Annotated in this window: 17 protein-coding genes; all 17 read left to right on the top strand. The window is 60.1% G+C overall.

The genetic code is table 11. The annotated features are described in order from the left end of the window. Positions 1-486: 486 nt before the first annotated feature. Positions 487-2043: a type VI secretion system protein TssA gene (tssA, locus tag ACQKP4_RS17740; protein ID WP_427634958.1), complete on the top strand. Its 1557-nt coding sequence runs from the start codon at positions 487-489 to the stop codon at positions 2041-2043. A gap of 32 nt (positions 2044-2075) precedes the next feature. Continuing rightward, the gene (gene tssB / locus ACQKP4_RS17735) at positions 2076-2579 is read left to right on the top strand and encodes a type VI secretion system contractile sheath small subunit (protein ID WP_427634957.1); all 504 of its coding nucleotides are present in this window, start codon (positions 2076-2078) and stop codon (positions 2577-2579) included. 28 nt (positions 2580-2607) lie between these two features. Beyond that, a complete protein-coding gene (gene tssC, locus ACQKP4_RS17730; protein ID WP_427634956.1) occupies positions 2608-4083 on the top strand; it encodes a type VI secretion system contractile sheath large subunit in 1476 nt (491 codons plus the stop codon). Between the two features lie 12 nt (positions 4084-4095). Beyond that, on the top strand, positions 4096-4503 hold the full coding sequence (tssE, locus tag ACQKP4_RS17725; RefSeq protein WP_427634955.1) for a type VI secretion system baseplate subunit TssE: 408 nt from the start codon (positions 4096-4098) through the stop codon (positions 4501-4503). Positions 4504-4513: 10 nt separating this feature from the next. Further along, positions 4514-5038 carry a PAAR domain-containing protein gene (locus ACQKP4_RS17720; protein ID WP_427634954.1) on the top strand — a complete coding sequence of 175 codons (525 nt, stop codon included), beginning with the start codon at positions 4514-4516 and terminating at the stop codon, positions 5036-5038. A 1-nt stretch (position 5039) separates the two neighbouring features. Then, positions 5040-5690: a hypothetical protein gene (locus ACQKP4_RS17715; RefSeq protein WP_427634953.1), complete on the top strand. Its 651-nt coding sequence runs from the start codon at positions 5040-5042 to the stop codon at positions 5688-5690. Next, positions 5690-6052 carry a hypothetical protein gene (locus tag ACQKP4_RS17710; RefSeq protein WP_427634952.1) on the top strand — a complete coding sequence of 121 codons (363 nt, stop codon included), beginning with the start codon at positions 5690-5692 and terminating at the stop codon, positions 6050-6052. Before ACQKP4_RS17715 ends, ACQKP4_RS17710 begins: the two co-directional genes overlap by 1 nt. Before the next feature lie 113 nt (positions 6053-6165). Next, positions 6166-6564: a hypothetical protein gene (locus ACQKP4_RS17705; protein ID WP_427634951.1), complete on the top strand. Its 399-nt coding sequence runs from the start codon at positions 6166-6168 to the stop codon at positions 6562-6564. 24 nt (positions 6565-6588) lie between these two features. Further along, positions 6589-8376, top strand: a complete 1788-nt coding sequence (tssF, locus tag ACQKP4_RS17700; RefSeq protein WP_427634950.1) for a type VI secretion system baseplate subunit TssF — start codon at positions 6589-6591, stop codon at positions 8374-8376. Further along, positions 8340-9347, top strand: a complete 1008-nt coding sequence (gene tssG, locus ACQKP4_RS17695) for a type VI secretion system baseplate subunit TssG (protein ID WP_427634949.1) — start codon at positions 8340-8342, stop codon at positions 9345-9347. Before tssF ends, tssG begins: the two co-directional genes overlap by 37 nt. A gap of 13 nt (positions 9348-9360) precedes the next feature. After that, positions 9361-12009 carry a type VI secretion system ATPase TssH gene (gene tssH / locus ACQKP4_RS17690; protein WP_427634948.1) on the top strand — a complete coding sequence of 883 codons (2649 nt, stop codon included), beginning with the start codon at positions 9361-9363 and terminating at the stop codon, positions 12007-12009. 10 nt (positions 12010-12019) lie between these two features. After that, complete coding sequence (locus ACQKP4_RS17685) at positions 12020-13537, top strand: sigma-54 interaction domain-containing protein (protein ID WP_427634947.1); 1518 nt, start codon at positions 12020-12022, stop codon at positions 13535-13537. A 348-nt stretch (positions 13538-13885) separates the two neighbouring features. Continuing rightward, complete coding sequence (locus ACQKP4_RS17680; RefSeq protein WP_092276060.1) at positions 13886-14026, top strand: type VI secretion protein; 141 nt, start codon at positions 13886-13888, stop codon at positions 14024-14026. Positions 14027-14043: 17 nt separating this feature from the next. After that, positions 14044-15240 (top strand): type VI secretion system-associated FHA domain protein TagH, encoded by a 1197-nt coding sequence (gene tagH, locus ACQKP4_RS17675; protein WP_427634946.1) that lies wholly within the window; start codon positions 14044-14046, stop codon positions 15238-15240. 5 nt (positions 15241-15245) lie between these two features. After that, positions 15246-15746 (top strand): type VI secretion system lipoprotein TssJ, encoded by a 501-nt coding sequence (gene tssJ, locus ACQKP4_RS17670; RefSeq protein ID WP_427634945.1) that lies wholly within the window; start codon positions 15246-15248, stop codon positions 15744-15746. 2 nt (positions 15747-15748) lie between these two features. Continuing rightward, positions 15749-17080: a type VI secretion system baseplate subunit TssK gene (tssK, locus tag ACQKP4_RS17665; RefSeq protein WP_427634944.1), complete on the top strand. Its 1332-nt coding sequence runs from the start codon at positions 15749-15751 to the stop codon at positions 17078-17080. 5 nt (positions 17081-17085) lie between these two features. Further along, positions 17086-17768, top strand: a 683-nt coding sequence (icmH, locus tag ACQKP4_RS17660; RefSeq protein ID WP_427634943.1) for a type IVB secretion system protein IcmH/DotU, incomplete at its 3' end; no start/stop codon positions are given.

Here is a 17768-nt window from a genome sequence, read left to right as displayed (position 1 = left end):
TGCCAAATGTTGTGAATGAGCTGAATTAACAGTGCTGTCATTTCAATGGCACTTTATTAATTCTGTGTTGTCACGCTTCGTTCCGTTCACAGGTGCCGGCCATTTTTCGGACAGATCCTACATTCATTCCTTTTTAATGTTGGCATGCTGCACACCCCCGGAGAAAAGGTGCTGAGCACCTTTTGCTGAATGTTTCATCAGAGGCTCTGGATCAATGGTTCAAGGCCTTTCACAGGCCTGGGTAAATATTAAAGCGATATCAGGGAATCCCCTTACGCATGTAGGGAGATCACCTACAGGCAATAAACAACGCTTCGTCTTGTTGTTTAATCGGATGCTTGCTAGTGGCCATCATTGTGATTACGATGCGCCCACTTGAAAGAGCACGAACTCAATTGGATGAGATTTTTCGTAGCTCTTTGATACTGTCCCCGCCCCTGAAATCTTCATTGGGCGTATGACCGTAATCCTAAATAAAGGCCATGGATGTCCTACTCAAGCAAACTTTCTGCTCATTACCTCGATCTCGCAAAAGCCTCTGTTTCCAAAGAGAATTTTGCGGGCGAGGACGTTCGTTTTTCGAGCGAGTATGAGGCGCTGGAAAGCGAGCTGGCGAAAGCCTCGTCCATGCATGAAAGCGGTCAGATCGACTGGCTCAAAATCCGTGAAAACAGCGAAAACCTGCTGCGCACGCAGTCCAAGGATTTGCGCGTCGGCGCCTGGTTGACCTGGGCTTTGTACCAGCGCGAATCCTTCCAGGGGCTGCTGGCCGGCCTCGGTTTGCTGCACCACTTGTCGGAAAACCATTGGGCTGAAGTTCACCCCGCCAAGGCCCGTACCCGCTCCGCCGCGATCGGTTGGCTGGTGCCGCGTCTGGAGCAGGTGCTGACCGAAAAAATCGCGATCAAAGAACAATTGCCAATGTTCCGGCGCCTGGTCGAGCACCTTGAAGGTCTCGATGCCGCGTGCACCGAGCACCTGGGCGACGATGCGCCGTTGTTGCTGCCGATCTGCCGCCGCCTGAAAAGCATGGTGCAACGTGCCGCCGACAATGAACCCGAACCCGGCGTAGTCGGCGCCGCGGTAGCCCAGGTCAAGCAAGCCGCCACGCAATTGTTCACCCCCGGCGCACCGATCGATAACGAAAAAGAAGCCCACAAAGCCCTGCGCGCCCAGCAGGAAAGCGCGCGGCCTTTGTGTGCCTGGTGGCTCAAGCAGAAAGCCACCGATCTACGCGCCTTGCGCCTCAATCGCACACTGCTGTGGTTGCCCATCGACGCGGTGCCGGAACGCAACGCTGAACAAATCACCGTGTTGCGCGGTTTGCCGGCCGACAAGCTCAAGGCCTATCAGGAGCGTTACGACCAGGCCAAATACGCGGACTTGCTGGTGGAACTGGAGGCAAGCCTGGCGAAGGCGCCGTTCTGGTTCGATGGCCAGCGAATGGTCTGGGAATGTCTTCAGGGGCTGAACGCCGAGATGGCAATGCGCGAAGTGGAAATCCATTTCGCGCTTTTGATTCAGCGCCTGCCCGGCATCATCGAATTGCGTTTTCACGATGGCGCGCCGTTCGCCGACCCGGCCACTCGCGCCTGGGTCAGCGCCAGTGTCATGCCGCATCTGCAAAGCGCCAGCGCGCCGCGCAAGGTCGAAGTCGCCGACACCCAGCCAGCCTGGGAGCTGGCACTGGAACAAGTCCTGCCGATTTTGCGCAAGGACGGCCTCAAGGCTGCCGTGCAAATCCTCAAGCAAGGCTTGCAAGCCGCCCAGGGCGGACGCGTTCGATTCTTCTGGCAGTTCGCCCTCGCGCGGCTGTGCTTCATGGCCAAGAAATACGAACTGGCCAAGACCCAACTCGAAACCCTCGACCAAACATTACAGGACTCAGGCCTGAACGCCTGGGAGCCCGATCTTGCGCTGGAAGTGCTGCATTTGCTGCATAGCTGCTGCGAGTTGTTACCGCAGAACCATGCCGTACGTGAACGCAAGGAAGAGATTTATCGCAGGCTGTGCCACCTCGATCTCGAAGTGGTACTCGAATAGGCCCCCGGGCCACAACCGCAAGGAGAAAAGCCATGGCCAAAGAAGGCTCGGTAGCCCCCAAGGAACGCATCAACGTCACTTTCAAACCTGCCACCGGTGGTGCCCAGGAAGAGATCGAACTGCCGTTGAAACTACTGGCAATCGGTGACTACACCCACCGCAAGGACGAACGCAAAGTCGAAGATCGCAAGCCGATCAGCATCGACAAAATGACCTTTGACGAAGTGCTGGCCAAGCAAGAGCTGAGCCTGACACTGAGCGTACCGAACCGTCTTCAGGAAGGAAGCGACACTGAAGAACTGGCCGTGAAACTGCGCGTCAACTCGATGAAGGACTTCAACCCGGCCAGCCTGGTCGAGCAAGTGCCGGAGCTGAAAAAACTGATGGAACTGCGCGACGCGCTGGTGGCCCTCAAAGGCCCGCTGGGTAACGCGCCTGCGTTCCGCAAAGCCATCGAAGGCGTACTCGCCGACGACGAATCCCGCGGTCGCGTACTGGGTGAGCTGGGCCTGAACGCCGCAGCCCAGGACGCCTGAGCCCCCATCAGCCAAGGAAGCCAAGACAATGAGCACTAGCGCAGCACAGCAAAAGAGCAAAGAGAACGGCGAATACAGCATTCTCGACAGCATCATCGCCGAAACCCGCCTGACGCCGGACGACGAAGCCTACGACATCGCCAAGCGCGGTGTGTCGGCCTTCATCGAAGAGCTGCTCAAGCCGCAGAACAGCGGTGAGCCGGTCAAGAAAGCCATGGTTGACCGCATGATCGCCGAGATCGATGCCAAGCTCAGCCGCCAGATGGACGAGCTTCTGCACCACCCGGCCTTCCAGTCCATGGAGTCGTCGTGGCGCGGCCTGCAGTTGCTGGTCGACCGCACCAACTTCCGCGAAAACATCAAGATCGAAATCCTCAACGTCTCCAAAGAAGACCTGCTGGACGACTTCGAAGATTCGCCGGAAGTGATGCAGGCTGGCCTGTACAAGCACATCTACACCGCTGAATACGGTCAGTTCGGTGGTCAGCCGGTGGGCGCGATCATCGCCAACTACTTCATGTCCCCAAGCTCGCCGGACGTGAAACTGATGCAGTACGTGTCCAGCGTTGCGTGCATGTCCCACGCGCCGTTCATCGCGGCCGCCGGCCCGAAATTCTTCGGCCTGGAAAGCTTCACCGGCCTGCCGGACCTGAAGGATCTGAAAGATCACTTCGAAGGCCCGCAATTCGCCAAATGGCAGAGCTTCCGCCAGTCGGAAGACTCCCGCTACGTTGGCCTGACCGTGCCGCGTTTCCTGCTGCGTAACCCGTACGACCCGGAAGAAAACCCGGTCAAATCGTTCGTGTACAAAGAGACCGTCGCCAACAGCCACGAGCACTACCTGTGGGGCAACACCGCCTACGCGTTCGGCACCAAGCTGACCGACAGTTTCGCCAAATTCCGCTGGTGCCCGAACATCATCGGCCCGCAGAGCGGTGGCGCGGTGGAAGACCTGCCGTTGCACCACTTCGAAAGCATGGGCGAAATCGAAACCAAGATTCCTACCGAAGTATTGGTCAGCGACCGTCGTGAATACGAACTGGCCGAGGAAGGCTTCATCTCCCTGACCATGCGCAAAGGCTCCGACAACGCGGCGTTCTTCTCCGCAAGCTCGGTGCAGAAGCCGAAGTTCTTCGGCATCAGCGCAGAAGGCAAGGCTGCAGAGCTGAACTACAAGCTCGGCACTCAACTGCCGTACATGATGATCGTCAACCGCCTGGCTCACTACTTGAAAGTGCTGCAGCGCGAGCAACTCGGTTCGTGGAAAGAACGTACCGACCTCGAGCTGGAACTCAACAAGTGGATCCGCCAGTACGTGGCCGACCAGGAAAACCCAAGCGCCGAAGTCCGTGGCCGTCGTCCACTGCGCGCAGCCCAGGTCATCGTCAGCGATGTCGAAGGCGAGCCTGGCTGGTACCGCGTCAGCCTGAACGTGCGCCCGCACTTCAAGTACATGGGTGCCGATTTCACCCTGTCGCTGGTTGGCAAGCTGGACAAAGAGTAAGCGGAGCCTGACATGACTGGATACGGCAGCCTTTTCGAACGCCTGGGTGGCGACGCGGACAAACGCGTCGGCTGGAGCCGCGAGGTTTCCGCCATGGCGTCGGTGGCTGCCCATCTGGCCAAGATGCTCAGCACCCGTGCGGGCAGCGTGCAAACGCTGTCCGATTACGGGCTACCCGATCTCAATGACATGCGTCTGAGCCTGCACGACTCCCTGAGTCAGGCCCGTCTGGCCATCGAAAATTTCATCGAAGCCTACGAGCCACGCCTGAGCGACGTGCGTGTCATTTCCCTGCCGCGTGAACACGATCAGCTTCGCCTGTCCTTCAGCATCGAAGGCCTGCTGGAAGTGGATGGTTTCAAACGTCAGGTCAGTTTCGCCGCGCGCCTGGATGGCAGCGGTCAAGTGAAGGTCAACTAAGGAGATTCGTATGTCCGGCAAACCCGCAGCACGTGTATCCGACCCCACCGCTTGCCCGCTCCCCGGCCACGGCACCAACCCGATCGCCGCCGGTTCCGGCGACGTGTTCTTCGACGGCCTCGCGGCCGCCCGCCAAGGCGATGCCTCGGCGTGTGGTGGCGCGATGGTCGGCGGGTTGGCGACGACGGTTTTGATTAATGGAAAAGCGGCGGCGACTGTGGATTCCGTTGGGACGCACGGCAATAAGGTTGTTGCCGGGTCCGGGACGGTGATTATTGGGAATTCGCATTCGGCGGTGCCGTTTGTTCCGCCAATTCCACTAGATATCTTTGGATTCAATGTACGTGTCCAACTTATGGATCCCGTATCTGGAACGCCTCTAAAAAATGTGCCGTACACGGCCATTCTTGAAGATGGATCTGAGGTTCATGGCGTGACTGATGATGCAGGGCTTTCTAAAACTCTTGGGACGAAAGCGCAAGTTCAGAATGTTCATTTTGCGGCTAGGCCAAATTGGCTAGTTAGAGGGGAGTGAGATGGCACAAGCCCTAAAGGTTACGACCGTCGCGACTACCCCGGCAAAAGATCTTGCACCGGTTCAGATTTATTTGGTTAGTGACCATGACTTCGTAATTCCCGTTGTGTTTCCAGATTATAAGATTCATGTGGATCTTATGGGGTTCAGTCATAAGTTCTCGGATTTGGGGCACGCTGGTGTTTTGATAATTGATGGGAAAACCGGTGTGACGAAGTATGGGGAATATGGTCGCTATGAAGGTGCAGGTCCTCCCGGGATCGTCAGACTTCGTCCGGTTCCTAATGTCACGATCAAGGGAGGGGCAATTACCGAGTTGTCGTTGAAAAAAACCTTGAGAAAAATGTCCGCCTCATACGGTCAGTCGAGCAACGTATCTGGGGTGGTTCTCAGAGGTACGGCCTTCGCTGAAGCCGAGAAATGGCTGAAGAATAAAGAAAAAGACAACCTCAATATGGAAAGAGAGCCTTATGACTTGAGAGACCATAATTGCATGACATTTGTGGCTGATCTGGTCGATAGCTTGAATCTCGGAGCGCCGAAAAGGTCCTATTTTGCCGTCGTCCCGAAAGACTATATGGAGGATTTTCAGGCAACAAAGCCGGACCTGGATTACATCTTTAGTACCGATACGCTGGAGATAAAAGATTGATGTGGTTAAAGCGCTTTTTAATGATAGTTGGCGCGCTGTCCTTATTGTTAGCTGTAGGGGTGATGTTTTTTATGGATTTTTCGAAAGACAAGCCACATGTGCTGAGTGAGTTCCCTAACGCTCACTGGAGAGGCGGTGCCGATGGTGGTCAATATATAGAGGTCACTAAATCGGAGCCTCCGTATTACTTTGTGCAAGTCCGACATGAAAGCGGAGAGCTATGGGATGAAGGCTGGCTTAAGTTTGGAGAAAAAAATAGCGAGCCACTGACTGCTAATAGTGTGATCGCTTTCTCTGGAGAGGGAGTGATTTATCTCCAGCAACGGAAAGTTCTAGCTTCTGATAAGGCCAAGGCGGAATAGCTGCTGTTCATGAACTCGAAAAAGTGGGCTGTTCAGAACATTCCGAAAGCGCTCCTCCGTCGCGTTGCTATGGATGTGTGCCAGTGATCAGTCCGGGCCGCCACAGATTTCTGATGACCGCCCTCTGGGTTCCGATTGCCGTGCTCGTGGTTCTGATGATTCTCGATTGGACGACGGGGCACTCGGGGGCAACAGACTGGAAGCAATTCCTGACGATCTACGTTCTCTGGTTCGGCATCCCGTCCTACCTCGCGTTTGCCACGTGGGCTACGCGAGTGTTGAGCACATTGACCGAGCGTCAGATCCTGAAGAGGGTCTGGTATGCGCCGCTGACGTTCATTCCGTTTTACGCCGCACCGTGGTTGATCGGTGGGCTGGTGCTTGTGCTGTTGGGGAACCTTGGCTGGTTCCCAATGATGGTGGGCTGGCTGGCTTTTCTGCCGTACCTGCTCATCGCCGGCTACGTGGTTTCCGGTCTGACCGTCGCGCTCTACAGGACAGTTTTTTCATGAGATTCAATACCAGGCAGGTAACCCGTGTCCTTTAACCACTACTACCAAAGCGAACTCACCGCACTGCGCCAGTTAGGCCGCCGTTTCGCCGAACGTAGTCCAGCGTTGGCGCCTTTCCTCGGCCAGGCCGGGCGGGATCCGGACGTGGAGCGGTTGCTGGAGGGTTTTGCGTTCCTGACTGGTCGCCTGCGGCAGAAGCTCGATGACGAGTTGCCCGAACTCAGCCATTCGCTGATGCACCTGTTGTGGCCCAACTATATGCGGCCGCTGCCGGCGTTCAGCATTTTGCAGTTCGATCCGCTGAAGCGTTCGGGGCCTGCGTTGATGGTTGACCGTGATACGCCGGTCGAGAGCAAGCCCGTCGATGACGTGCGCTGCCGGTTCCGCACTTGCTACCCGACCGAAGTTTTGCCGCTGGACCTGGCCGCGCTGAATTACTCGGTGAAAGGCGATGGTTCGCTGTTGAGCCTGCGCCTGGAAATGAGCGCTGACGGCCACCTCGGTGAGCTGGAGTTGAGCCGTCTGCGCCTGCACTTCGCGGGTGAGCGTTATATCAGCCAGATGCTTTACCTCAGCCTGTTGCGCAATCTGGAAGGCATCGAATTGATCCCGTTGGACGGCGCCGGCAAACCTATCAACGGCGTCAGCGGCACGCCGATGGCGTTCAAGATGCCCGGCGACCGAGTGCAGCCGGTGGGGTTCGCCGAAGAAGAAGCGTTGATTCCGTATCCGCTGAACACCTTCCGTGGCTATCGCTATTTGCAGGAGTATTTCGCCTTCCAGGACAAATTCCTGTTCGTCGACGTCAACGGCCTGGACATGCTCAAAGCGCTGCCGGAAGACACGCTGAAGCAGATGCGCGGCCTCGAATTGCGCTTCGATATTCGCAAGAGCGGCATCATGCGCATGCGGCCGACGCTGGACAACGTGAAGCTGTACTGCACGCCCATCGTCAACCTGTTCAAGCACGATGCGTTGCCGATCCGCCTCGACGGCAAGCAGGACGAATACCTGCTGCTGCCCGCCGAATTCGATCTGCAAAACTGCGGCGTGTTCTCCGTGGAAACCGTGACGGGATGGAAGCCTGGCGGCCTCGGTTATCAGGAGTACGTGCCGTTTGAATCGTTCGAGCATGACCCGAGTTTCGACGTACCCAACAGCCGCCCGCATTACAGCATCCGCCAGCGTTCGTCGCTGCTGCACGACGGCCTCGACACCTACCTGAGCTTCGGCATTCGTCATACCGAAGCCCACGAAACCCTGTCGATCGAGCTGATGTGCACCAACCAGAACCTGCCGCGCAAGCTCAAGCTCGGCGACATCAGCCAGGCCTGCGAAGACACGCCGGAATTCCTCAGTTTCCGCAACATCACCCCGGCCACCTCAAGCTTCGCGCCGCCGCTGAATCGTGACTTCCTGTGGAAGCTGATCAGCAACATGTCGCTCAACTACCTGTCGCTGGCCGACGTCAATGCGTTGAAGGTGATTCTCGAAACCTACGACCTGCCGCGCTACTACGACCAGCACGCTGAAAAAGTCAGCAAACGCCTGCTCGGCGGGCTCAAGTCGATCAAGCACCAGCACGTCGACAGACTGCACCGAGGGTTGCCGGTACGCGGTTTGCGCACCGAGCTGACCATCGACCCGGAAGGGTATATCGGCGAGGGCGACCTGTTCGTTTTCGCCTCGGTTCTCAACGAGTTTTTCGCGCTTTACGCCAGTCTCAATTCGTACCACGAGCTGCGGGTAAAAAGCACACAGGGAGAGGTGTACCAATGGACACCACGTATGGGCCTTCAGCCGCTTCTTTAAGCGGACTGACCCGAGGAATACGCGAGTACTCGCTGTTTCAGGCCGTGCTGCTGGTGGTTGACCGGCTGCGCGAGGCCCACCCGGAACTGAGCCAGGACGATTTGTACGACCAGCTGGAATTCCAGGCCAACCCGAGCCTGGGGTTTCCTGGCAGCGACGTCGATCGCGTGGAGTTTTTCCACGAGCACGGACAGATGCGCGCGCGCCTGCGCTTCAACCTGATTGGCCTGGTCGGTTCCGGCTCGCCGCTGCCGGCGTTCTACGGCGAACAAGCCTTGGGCGACAGCGAGGACGGTAACCCGACCCGCAACTTCCTCGACCTGTTTCACCATCGTCTGCAACGGCTGATGCTGCCGATCTGGCGCAAGTATCGCTACCGCGCCAGTTTCGAGAGTGGCGCCCTCGACCCGTTCTCGGCGCAGTTGTTTGCCTTGATCGGCCTCGGCGGCGAAGAGATCCGCAAGGCCCGGGAACTGAACTGGAAACGCCTGCTGCCGTACCTCGGTTTGCTCAGCTTGCGCGCGCACTCGGCGGCGTTGATCGAAGCGGTGCTGCGTTACTACTTCAAACACGCCGAACTGACCATCGAGCAGTGCATCGAGCGTCGCGTGGAAATTCTCGACGAGCAGCGCAATCGTTTGGGCCGCGGCAACAGCCAGCTCGGCGAAGACGCGGTGCTGGGCGAACACGTACGCGACCGCAGCGGCAAATTCCGCATTCACATTCGCGAACTCGACTGGCAACGCTTTCACGAATTCCTGCCGATCGGTTTCGGCTACCAGCCGTTGTGCGCGCTGGTGCGGTTCACCCTGCGTGACCCGCTCGATTACGACATTCGCCTGGTGCTGCGCCAGGAAGAAATCCGCGAACTGCGCATCGGCGAGCAAAACGCCTGTCGCCTGGGCTGGACCAGTTGGCTCGGCCGCGAGAAAGCGGACGGCGTGGTGACCCTGGGCAGCAAAATTCATTAAGGACAGATGACCAATGATCAACGTAGACCTGCAACAACTTATCCAGGCGCTGGACGCCGAAACCCGTCGTGACCTGGAAAGTTCTGCCGAACGCTGCGTCGCCCGTGGCGGCAGCAAAATCCTCGTCGAAGACTTGCTGCTCGGCCTGCTGGAGCGCCCGCAAGGCTTGCTCGCACGCGCGCTGCAAGACGCCGAAGTGGATGCCGGCGAGCTGAGCGCCGCCCTGCAATCGCGGGTCGAACACAGCGCGTCGCGCAACCCGGTGTTCGCCCCGGAACTGGTGCAGTGGCTGCAAGATGCGTTGCTGGTGGCCAACTTGGAACTGGGCCAGAGCCAGGTCGAGCAAGCCGCGTTGATTCTCGCGCTGCTGCGCAACCCGATGCGCTACGCCGGCAGCCGTTATCAGTCGTTGCTGGCCAAGCTGAACATCGAGCGCCTGAAAGAATTCGCCCTGTCGCAGAAAGAACAACCCGCCACCGGCAAACCCGCCGTGCCTGGCGAATCGCTGTTGCAGCGCTTCACCCACAACCTGACCCAACAGGCCCGCGACGGCAAACTCGACCCGGTGCTGTGCCGCGATGGCGCGATCCGGCAGATGGTCGACATCCTCGCCCGTCGCCGCAAGAACAACCCGATTGTGGTCGGCGAGGCGGGCGTCGGTAAAACCGCCATCGTCGAAGGCCTGGCCTCGCGCATTGCCGCCGGTGAAGTGCCGCAAGTGCTCAAAGGCGTCGAGCTGCTGTCGCTGGACATGGGTTTGCTGCAAGCAGGCGCCAGCGTCAAAGGCGAATTCGAACGGCGCCTCAAAGGCGTGATCGACGAAGTCAAAGCCTCGCCGAAACCGATCATCCTGTTCATCGACGAAGCCCACACCCTGATCGGCGCGGGCGGCAATGCCGGCGGTTCCGATGCGGCCAACCTGCTCAAGCCAGCCCTGGCCCGTGGCGAGTTGCGCACCATCGCGGCGACCACTTGGGCCGAGTACAAAAAATATTTCGAAAAAGACCCGGCCCTGGCCCGTCGTTTCCAACCTGTGCAATTGCACGAACCGACCGTCAGCGAAGCGGTGACCATCCTGCGTGGCCTGGCTCAGGTTTACGAAAAGAGCCACGGCATCTACTTGCGCGATGACGCCGTGGTCGCGGCGGCCGAATTGTCGGCGCGCTACCTGGCTGGGCGGCAGCTGCCGGACAAAGCCGTCGACGTGCTCGACACGGCCTGCGCCCGTGTGCGCATCAGCCTCGCCGCCGCTCCGGAAAGCCTCGAACGCCTGCGCGGCGAACTGGCTGAAGGTGGCCGCCAGCGTCAGGCGCTGCGCCGAGATGCCGAAGCCGGTTTGCTGATCGATCACGAAGCGCTGGATGCGTTGGACGCGCGTCTGGAAGAAGCTGAAGACGAAAGCGTCGCGCTGGAAACCCTCTGGACCGAACAGAAAGAACTCGCCGAACGTCTGCTGGACTTGCGTCAGCAACTGGCCAAGGCCCGTGAAGCCGCCGCTGCCGAGCCAACCGTCACGGTGAAAGAAGACGCCGAAGGCACTGTGATTGAAACGCTGCCAGTGGACGAAGCGCACAGTGTTGAAACCCTCGAAGCCGCACTCAACGAAACGCACCGGACCCTGACCGCCCTGCAAGTCAAAGAGCGTCTGGTGAGCTTCGAAGTCTGCCCGCGTCTGGTCGCCGAAGTGATCAGCGCCTGGACCGGCGTGCCGTTGGCGCAACTGGCCCGCGAGCACAACGCCAAGGTCGCGAGTTTCGCCACCGACCTGCGCACGCGCATCCGTGGTCAGGAACAAGCCGTTCACGCCCTGGATCGCTCGATGCGCGCCACCGCTGCCGGCCTCAACAAGCCTGACGCACCGGTCGGCGTGTTCCTGCTGGTCGGCCCGAGCGGTGTCGGCAAGACCGAAACCGCGCTGGCCCTGGCAGATTTGCTGTACGGCGGTGATCGTTTCATCACCACCATCAACATGTCGGAGTTCCAGGAGAAGCACACCGTGTCGCGCCTGATCGGTGCGCCGCCGGGTTACGTCGGTTACGGCGAGGGCGGCATGCTCACCGAAGCCGTGCGCCAGAAACCGTATTCCGTGGTGCTGCTCGATGAGGTCGAAAAAGCCGACCCGGACGTGCTCAACCTGTTCTACCAAATCTTCGACAAAGGCGTGGCCAACGACGGCGAAGGGCGCGAGATCGATTTTCGCAACACGTTGATCCTGATGACCTCGAACCTGGGCAGCGACCGTATCAGCGAACTCTGCGAAAACGGCGCGCGGCCCACCGCCGAAGCGCTCGAAGAAACCATCCGCCCGGTGCTGAGCAAGCACTTCAAACCGGCGCTGCTGGCGCGGATGCGCGTGGTGCCTTACTACCCGGTCGGCGGTCCGGTGCTGCGCGAGCTGATCGAGATCAAGCTCGGTCGCCTGGGCGAGCGTCTCAACCGTCGTCAGCTGGATTTCACTTACGCCCAGGACCTCGTCGACCACCTGGCCGAACGCTGCACCCAAAGCGACAGCGGTGCGCGCTTGATCGATCACTTGCTCGACCTGCACGTACTGCCGCTGGTGGCCGACCGCTTGCTCGATGCGATGGCCACCGGTGAAAACCTCAAGCGTGTCCACGCCACGCTCGACGGCAACGCCAGCGTGACCTGCGAGTTCGCCTGAGGTGGGTGTGATGTTCACTCAAGTGCCGCAGCCGCTGGTGTATGCCGAAGCCTTGCTGGCGCAATTCGCCAGCCTGTCGCGCGCGGCGGACGGTGCTGCGTTGCTGGGTGACTTCGTGCGCGGGTTGGCCGAGCTCAGCGGTTGTGAATTGACGCAGCTGTACCTGCTGGACGCGACTCACACCTGCCTTGGAATGAACGCCGAATGCCTCAACGGCATTCTGCAACCTCGGGAAGCGGCGAGCCTGCCGGCGGATTACAACGGTGAACAGTTGCTGCAATTCGCCTTGTGCCAGAACCGCGTGGTGAGCCTCGGCGAGCTGAGCGGCAGCCTGCACGAAACCAGTTTCCTGCCGCCGCAGGCCACGCCTTGGCAATCGCTGTTGTGCGTGCCGCTGGTCAATCAGCAAAAGTCGGTCGAAGGCTTGCTGCTGTGCGCCAGTCGCCGCCACGTCGACCTGCAAGGCTTCGCCGATTCGCTCGGGCAACTGGGCTCGTTCGTACTGGGCCAGTTGCATTTGCTGCAACGTCTGCGGCAGCCAACCGGCAATGCACGGCCGGCGCCGGTCAGCATTCCGAGCGCCAGCGGTTATGGTTTGATCGGCAAAAGCTCGGCGATGCGTCAGACCTATTTGCTGATCAGCAAAGTCCTGCACAGCCCCTACACCGTGTTGCTGCGCGGCGAGACGGGCACTGGTAAGGAAGTGGTTGCGCGCGCGATTCACGACTGCGGGCCGCGTCGCTCCCAGGCGTTCATCGTGCAGAACTGCGCGGCGTTCCCCGAAAACCTGCTGGAAAGCGAATTGTTCGGCTACCGCAAAGGTGCGTTCACCGGCGCCGACCGTGACCGCGCCGGGCTGTTCGACGCGGCCAACGGCGGCACCCTGTTGCTCGATGAAATCGGCGACATGCCGTTGTCGCTGCAAGCCAAGCTGTTGCGCGTATTGCAGGAAGGCGAGATTCGGCCGCTGGGCTCCAACGACACCCACAAGATCGACGTGCGCATCATTGCCGCGACGCACCGTGACCTGTCGGTGCTGGTCAGCGAAGGCAAGTTCCGTGAGGACTTGTACTACCGCCTCGCGCAATTCCCCATCGAGTTGCCGGCCCTGCGCCAACGCGATGGTGACATCCTCGACCTGGCCCGGCACTTCGCCGACAAGGCCTGCTCGTTTTTGCAGCGCGACGCGGTGCGCTGGTCCGATGCGGCGCTGGATCACCTGTCCGGCTACGCCTTCCCCGGCAATGTGCGCGAACTCAAAGGCCTGGTCGAACGCGCGGTGCTGCTGTGCGAGGGCGGCGAGTTGCTGGCCGAGCATTTCTCCCTGCGCATGGAAGCCATGCCGGAAGACAACAGCCTGAACCTTCGCGAACGCCTGGAGCAGGTCGAACGCAGTCTGCTGCTCGATTGCCTGCGCAAAAACGACGGCAACCAGACCCTCGCCGCCCGCGAACTCGGGCTACCGCGCCGCACGCTGCTGTACCGCCTCGGGCGCCTGAACATCAACCTGGGTGACTTCGATGGCTGATCTCGATTTCCGCACCCTTGTTGAAATGCCACCTGTGCCCAGTGGGATTTCTATGACCAGTGGGATTTCTGTGGCGAGGGGGCTCGTCGGAATGCCGCACCACCCCGTTCGGCTGCGCAGCAGTCGCAATCAGGCACACGCGGTTTGCCTGAATAAACCCGGTAGTCAGTTTTGGGGTCGCTTCGCGACCCAACGGGGGCGAGCCCCCTCGCCACAGGGGTTCAGCATTGCCCTTTTGATTGGCTCTAGGCCTTGGATTAGAGCCTTCCAATCAACCTCATTCGCTTCTGACAGCGCCGCCCAAACGGGTCGGCGCTTTGTGCTTTGTCTATCCCTGGAGACCCTCTGATGCCTGTTCGTCACTGGCAAGCCGTCCTGCTGACCCTCGTCGTTTTATGCGGCCTCGGCGGCTGTAGCGGCAATTACAAATTCAACGACAACACCTATCGCCCATTGGGTGATCCGCAGGCGGTCAATCGCGGCAAGTGACCGCAAGGAGTATCACCATGGAACTGGTTTTCGAAATGCTCAACACCAAGCAGTTCGTGCCCACGGATTTGTGCCAGAAGACCTTCAAGCAGGCCGGTGGCGTGATTGGCCGGGGCGAGGATTGCGACTGGATCATTCCGGACCGCAAGCGTCATCTGTCCAACCACCACGCGTTGATCAGCTACCGCGAAGGCACGTTTTTCCTGACCGACACCAGCAGTAACGGCATTTCGGACAGCGAAAGCGGCGCGCGCCTGCGCAAGGGCGAAGCGATGCGCATCGAACACGGCAGCGTCTACGTGCTGGGTGATTTCGAGATCCGTGCGCGACTGGTACGCGACCCGGCGACCTTCGACGTTGAAGTCGGTCGTCCGCAAGCGGCCGGCAGCATCATTCCGGACGATGCGTTCCTCGACCTCGACCCGTTGAACGCGCTGGATCAGCAAGAGCGCGTGTACTCGGAAATCGACGAACTGATTTCCCCGAGCACCGCCATCGAGGACACCCGTCAGCGCGCCGACTACGCGCGTATCGACATGGAAAGCCTGATGGTCCCGGAGCTGATCAACGCCCCGGCGGAACCCGCTCCCGCGCCAGCGCCCAAAGCCATCGAGCGTCAGAGTGAAGGCTTCTGGGAGCATTTCGGTGCCGCGCTGGGCGTGGACGTCAAAGGCCTCGACCACGACGCCCGCGAAGCGTTGGCGCTGAATGCGGCACGCCTGCTCAAGCAAAGCGTCGGCGGTTTGCAGCAGAGCCTGCGCACCCGCAGCGAACTGAAAAACGAATTGCGCCTGGCCCAGACCACCGTGCAAGGCACCCACAAAAACCCGTTGAAATTCGCCGTCGATGCCGGTGAAGCGCTGAGCATTTTGTTGCAGCCGAACAAGCCGGGCCAACTGCCGGCCGAGCAAGCGGTCTCCCGTGCGTTCCGCGATTTGCAGGCGCATCAGGTGGCGCTGCTGACCGCCAGCCGCGCCGCCGTGCGCGGCACGCTGGAGCACTTCTCGCCACAGCAATTGACCCTGCGTTTCGAGCGCGACAACAAGCCGCTGCTGGCCACCTCGGGCAGTCGCTGGAGAGCTTACGGTCGCTATCACCAGGCCCTGCGTCAGGACGACGACTGGAGCGAGCGCCTGCTGGCCCGCGATTTCGCCCAGGCCTACGAAGAACAGATTCGCCTGATTTCCACCCTTCACACCGACCACCAAGGATGATGCGCATGTCTCGCTGCTCGACCGCTTTTTTCAAGACGCTGACGGCGCTGGCTGCCCTGGTGCTGCTGGCCGGCTGCTCGTCGCTGTCGCCGTATTCCCACGTCACCAAACTCAACCTGAAGCTCACCGGCAGCGATCAGTTGAACCCGGACCTCAACGGGCGTCCGTCGCCGATCGTGGTGCGCCTGTTCGAACTCAAGCACCCGGTCACATTCGAGAATGCCGACTTCTTCAGTCTGTACGAGCGCGCCAAGGAATCCCTGGCCCCGGACCTGGTGGCCAGCGAAGAAATCGAGCTGCGCCCGGGTGAAACTATCGAGATGAAACTCAGCGTGGAGGAGGGCAGCCGCTATGTCGGCATCCTCGCCGCTTACCGCGACCTGCCGGAAACCAAATGGCGCTACACCGTGCAAATCACTCCGGTGGAAGTCACCGACGCCGACCTGACCCTCGATCAGGCCGGTATCCGCAACAGCAACGAAACGCTCGCCAAGGCGGATGACTGATCATGAACTCCCATAAAGTCATTTGGCAGGAAGGCATGCTGCTGCGTCCGCAGCACTTCCAGCACAACGATCGCTACTACGACCACCAGATGAAGACCCGCACCCAGTTGCTGGGCAGCTACACCTGGGGCTTCCTCAACCTGGACATCGACTTGCAGTTCCTCAACATGGGCAAACTGGTGATCAGCCAGGCCTCGGGGATCCTGCCGGACGGCAGCCTGTTCGAGCTCGGTGGCAACACCGAGCCGCTGGCGCTCGACGTGCCGCCGAACACCGGCAACACGCCGATTTACCTGGCGCTGCCGCTGGTGACTGGCAACCACATCGAGTCCCGTCGTCCGGAACAATCCGACGTACTGGCGCGCTACACCGCGTACGAAGCCGAAGTGGCCGACTCCAACGCCGGCGACGATTCCGCCAGCCAGGTCAGCTGCGGTCGTCCGGACTTCAAGCTGTTGCTCGGCGAGCAGCAGAGCGATCAGGCGTACGTGAAGCTGAAGATCTGCGAAGTACTCGACACCACGCCCGACGGCGTGATCAGCCTCGACCCGGACTTCGTGCCGACCTTCCTTCAGGCGCATTCCTCCAGCTACCTGCTGTCGTGCCTCAAAGAAGTGATCAGCATGCTCGGTCACCGTGGCGACACCATCGCCGAGCGCATCCGTTCCAACGGCAAGGTCGGTGGCGCGGAAGTCGGCGACTTCATGATGCTGCAATTGATCAACCGCACCGAACTGCTGCTGCGTCACTACCTCGGCCTGGAACAGGTGCACCCGGAAGAGTTGTACCGCACGCTGCTGACCATGCTCGGTGACCTGGCGACGTTCTCCAGCGACAGCAAACGCCCGCGTCTGGACAGCCGCTACCAGCACAGCGACCAGGGCGCGAGCTTCCGCAAATTGATGGAAGCGATTCGTCAGGTGCTGTCGATGGTGCTCGAACAGCACGCCATCGAACTGGTCCTGCAAGCGCGGCAGTACGGGATCATCGTTTCGCCGTTGCACGACCACAAACTGCTGGGCTCGGCCTCGTTCGTGCTCGCGGCCAGTGCCAACTGCGATTCCGAAGAACTGCGCCACCGCTTGCCGGCGCACCTCAAGGTCGGTCCGGTGGAGCGCATCCGCCAACTGGTCAACCTGCACTTGCCGGGCATCAAGGTCAAACCGCTGCCGGTGGCCCCACGGCAGATCGCGTTCCACTCCAACAAAACCTATTTCATTCTCGAACTCAGTTCCGAAGACCTGGCACAACTCGAGCGCTCCGGCGGTTTCGCGTTCCACGTGTCCGGCGAATTCGCCGAGCTTGAACTGAAATTCTGGGCCATCAGGAACTGACCGACATGATCAAGGACACGGAATACAACCAGGACGATAAAACCGTCCTGCTCGACCGTCAGGGCCACGGCCCGGCGCAAAGTCCGCTGACAGATTTCGCCGCACCGCCGCGTTTCGAACAACTCGAAGAACGGATGATCTACGCCGCGCGCCTGCGCCCGGCCGAGGCGTTCAACATCAGCCTCAATTCGCTGGTGGCCGCCGCCTCCGACCTGTTGTCGGAAGTGGTGCGCCTCAAGCACAGCGACACCCGCGAAGACATGTACGCGCTCAACGCGCGACTGACCGCCGCGCTGAAGCTGTTTGAAGTGCGCGCCCTGCACAACGGCGCCGAAAGCAGCCAGGTGATGGCCGCCCGTTACGTACTTTGCACCGTGGTCGACGAAGCCGTCGTGACCACGCCGTGGGGCAACGAAAGCGAGTGGTCGCAGATGAGCCTGCTCAGCAGCTTCCACAACGAAACGTTCGGTGGCGAGAAATTCTTCCAGCTGCTGGATCGCCTGTCGAAAAACCCGGTCAAGCACCTGCCCATGCTGGAGCTGATGTACCTGTGCCTGTCCCTCGGTTTCGAAGGCAAGTACCGCGTGCAAGCACGCGGCATGCTCGAACTCGAAGGCATCCGCGACGCCTTGTATCGGCAGATTCGTCAGTTGCGTGGCGACGTGCCGCGTGAACTGTCGCCGCACTG

Source organism: Pseudomonas sp. NPDC086278, assembly GCF_050280905.1.
Lineage (GTDB): Bacteria > Pseudomonadota > Gammaproteobacteria > Pseudomonadales > Pseudomonadaceae > Aquipseudomonas.
This window is presented reverse-complemented; position numbering and strand designations above follow the sequence as displayed.